Genomic DNA, 3,550 nt, shown 5'->3' on the forward strand with positions numbered 1-3,550 from the left:
AGAGTTTTGTATTGCACGAGAGGCTTAACGGGAAAAATCGTGCTGCAGAAACAAAACCTTAATCAAAACTATAAAAATCTGTCACTTAACTGCTTCACGATTGGTCACACATTGAACCAGCTATTAACTCATTAGAAATAGCTTGGTTACACGTGAATAACAAATAATAAAGTCAGCCAACAGGAAGCAGTCCCGATGAGCAAGGAAACATTTGATAGCACTCGTTTTAACAAGAGTAACAACAAGCCCTTCGAAGAAGTTCTAGATGCGAACCTTTCAAGAAGAAACGTTCTGAAAGGCGGTCTTGGCATCAGTGCAATGACCGCCTTTGGCGCATTTGGTTTAGCGGGTCACAGCACGGCTAACGCTACGACAATGCAAGCAACGGGCGCGCACAAAAGCACCGCAACACTTGCCTTCGAATCGGTTAAAGGCTCTTTAACAGACAGTGTCGTTGTACCAAAAGGCTATACAGCACAAGTATTGGTTCCTTGGGGTACCCCACTGAACAAGCAAGGCAAGGCTTGGTTAAAAGATGGAACCAACAACGCACAAGATCAAGCGAACTCACTGGGCATGCACCACGACGGCATGCACTTCTTCCCGCTTGATGGCAACAGTAACGACGGCTTGTTGGTGATCAACCACGAATACATCGACCAAAAAGCACTGCACACTAATGGCCCAACATACAACGAAGGCGCTCGCCCTAGCCTTGATGAAGTACGCAAAGAGATCAACGCGCACGGCGTGAGTGTGGTTCGTGTAAAACTGGATGGCAACCAGTGGGTGATGGTGGATAACGATCCACTTAACCGCCGCTACACGGGCGCGACCGTAATGGATCTATCTGGTCCTGTTGCTCATAGTGAATTTACCAAAACCAAATTCTCACAAGACGGCAGCCAAGCTCGTGGCACGTTGAACAACTGTGGTAATGGCTACACGCCATGGGGCACTTACCTAACGTGTGAAGAAAACTGGCCGGGTTATTTTGTTAACAAAGGCGAGACAACGCCAGCACAAGAACGTATTGGTATCGCAACCGACAAAACACGTTACGGTTGGGACACGCTTTCAGGCAATAAACAACAACGCTTAGACGAGTTTGCACGCTTTGACGTAACACCAAGCGCTGATTCGCCGATTGATGACTACCGTAACGAAGCACATGGTCACGGCTACATTGTCGAAATCGACCCATATACAGCGAACTCTCGCGCTAAGAAACGTTCAGCATTGGGTTGTTTCCGTCATGAAGGTTGTACGTTTGGCAAACTTACTGAAGGTGAGCCTATCGTGTTCTATTCTGGCCACGACTCTCGTTTTGAATACCTGTACAAATTCGTTTCTGAAGCGAAATGGGACCCACGTGATGCAGAGCCGAGCAATCGCCTAAGTGCGGGTGACAAGTATATGGACAAAGGCACACTGTATGTGGCTAAGTTCAATGATGATGGTTCAGGTACTTGGCTACCACTGACTCTGAGCAGCAAGACTAAAAACGGCGGTAAGCTAGGTGATTCATTTGACTCTCAAGCAGCGCTTATCATCAATACAGCAGGCGCTGCCGACCTTGTTGGTGCAACGCCAATGGATCGCCCTGAATGGTGCTCTGTTGACCCAATGACAGGTACCGTTTACCTAACGCTAACAAATAACAACAAGCGCAAAGAAGCGAACTCAGCGAACCCTCGCGTAAACAACAAGTTTGGCCATGTTATCCGCTGGGATGAAGGCAAAACTGCGAGCGAATTCGATTGGGATATCTTTGTATTCGGTTCTCCAGCAGTGGAAGACAAGTCTATTAACCGCTCAGGTCTAACAGACATGAACCAGTTCGCCAGCCCTGACGGCTTAGCGTTCGATGCTCGTGGCATCTTGTGGATTCAGACAGATAACGGCGCAGACGAAGTCACTGGCTACACCAATGACCAAATGCTGGCAGTTGTTCCATCTCAGCTAACGGGTGACAACGGCAACAGCGCGGTAATTGATGCAAACAACCAAGCACAACTTAAACGCTTCTTTGTTGGTCCAAACGGTTGTGAAGTAACAGGCTTTACCATCAGCCCTGATTTCAAATCGCTATTTGTAAACATTCAACACCCTGCAAACTGGCCATCGTCAGAAGATGCGACCGCACAGACTCAAGGCAATGTTCGCCCAAGAGCATCTACCGTTGTGATTCGTCGTGAAGACGGCGGTGAAATCGCGGTTTAATAAGCAAATCTAGCTAAGATCAGCAACCTTACTGTTATCTAGTTTCTGTTCGCTAGCTAGTTAAATCAAAAAAGAGCGATAAGGCCAAATGCCCTATCGCTCTTTTTTAAATTCTATAAGCTCTTTGATTCAACTAATGATCTGCGACTTTGCAAACTGCTCTTCACCCCAAACCAAATCACGCACCGTCATCCTCGAGAAGGAGGAACGACTGAGTCGGGGATCTCTAATCGTTATCGTTGATCGCAATACCGTTAATCACAATTAACTCACGAACAACCACACGCCAACGCCCATCATCAACGTACCTGCAATACGGTTCATTAACTTAACGTTATCGGCTTTGCCCAGCATATGCTTTAAGCTCTTTCCGCCTGTCGCGTATAAGGTCATGCAAACAAACTCAGAAACCAGAATAATCGACACCAAAATCAACAACTGCGGCGCTAAGTCTTTATTGCTGTTAATAAAGGGAGGCAGCAGAGAAATCATAAACGCCCAGCCTTTTGGGTTCGCAATTGCAGTGACAAAACCTTGAACCACCAAGTCCCAATCATTGCTGACTTTTGTTGTTTGGTTGTCAGTGCTGATCGCCAGTTTGCCTCTCGAACGCCACATCTGAACGCCTAAATAGAACAAGTAAGCTGCACCAACAAATTTAAAGCCTGTAAAAAGCCACGGGTAGTTCAACATAATAGATGCAATACCCAATACCGCAGCAATAGAAACCACCGCAACACCAGCCAATTCACCGATCATCATCCATAATGTACGCTTGTATCCAACACTCATTCCAAGTGTCAACGCCAAGGTCATACACATACCGGGCGTAATTGACACAAAGAAAAATGTGGGAATAAAAGCCCAAAGTAGTGCGCTATCCATATTATTACCTTATCGACTTATTTTTATTTAAGTGTTTAGCTTGTTGAGCTGTCTTTCTAAGGAGCTACCTTATATTTAGCGACACAACGAAAAAGAGCCACAATACAGTGGCTCTTTTCCATTACCAACCGTAATTTTACTTACGACGGTTTTTAATTCGCTTCATCATAGTCAAACGACGTTCTGCGCTTGCTTGATCTTGAGGCTCTTCGTTCGCGTTGTTCTTACGACCTTGGCGGTTTTTGTACGCCGATTTAGTGTTCAGCTTCTCGATGTAAGCATCACGTTTCTTCGGTTCATAACCCGGTTGTTCAACACGGCGAATACGTTGTTGAATCAGTGTTTCAACTTGAACAACAGTCAACTCTTCTTCGCGGTTAACGAAAGAAATCGCATGACCTTGTTTACCAGCGCGACCTGTACGGCCAATACGGTGAACGTA

2 protein-coding genes and 1 pseudogene are annotated in these 3,550 nt (G+C 46.1%); 1 reads left to right on the top strand and 2 read right to left on the bottom strand.

The window, feature by feature from the left end:
• Positions 1–195 precede the first annotated feature (195 nt).
• On the top strand, positions 196–2,223 hold the full coding sequence (locus AB4653_RS14515) for a PhoX family phosphatase (protein WP_102258327.1): 2,028 nt from the start codon (positions 196–198) through the stop codon (positions 2,221–2,223).
• A gap of 264 nt (positions 2,224–2,487) precedes the next feature.
• Here AB4653_RS14515 and AB4653_RS14520 read toward each other — a convergent pair whose 3' ends face one another.
• On the bottom strand, positions 2,488–3,108 hold the full coding sequence (locus AB4653_RS14520; protein ID WP_004731394.1) for a LysE family translocator: 621 nt from the start codon (positions 3,106–3,108) through the stop codon (positions 2,488–2,490).
• Positions 3,109–3,244: 136 nt separating this feature from the next.
• A pseudogene (locus AB4653_RS14525) lies at positions 3,245–3,550 on the bottom strand (ATP-dependent helicase); the annotation flags it as partial.

The organism is Vibrio sp. 10N.222.48.A3 (assembly GCF_041475345.1).
In the GTDB taxonomy this organism is placed as follows: Bacteria; Pseudomonadota; Gammaproteobacteria; order Enterobacterales; family Vibrionaceae; genus Vibrio; species Vibrio tasmaniensis_A.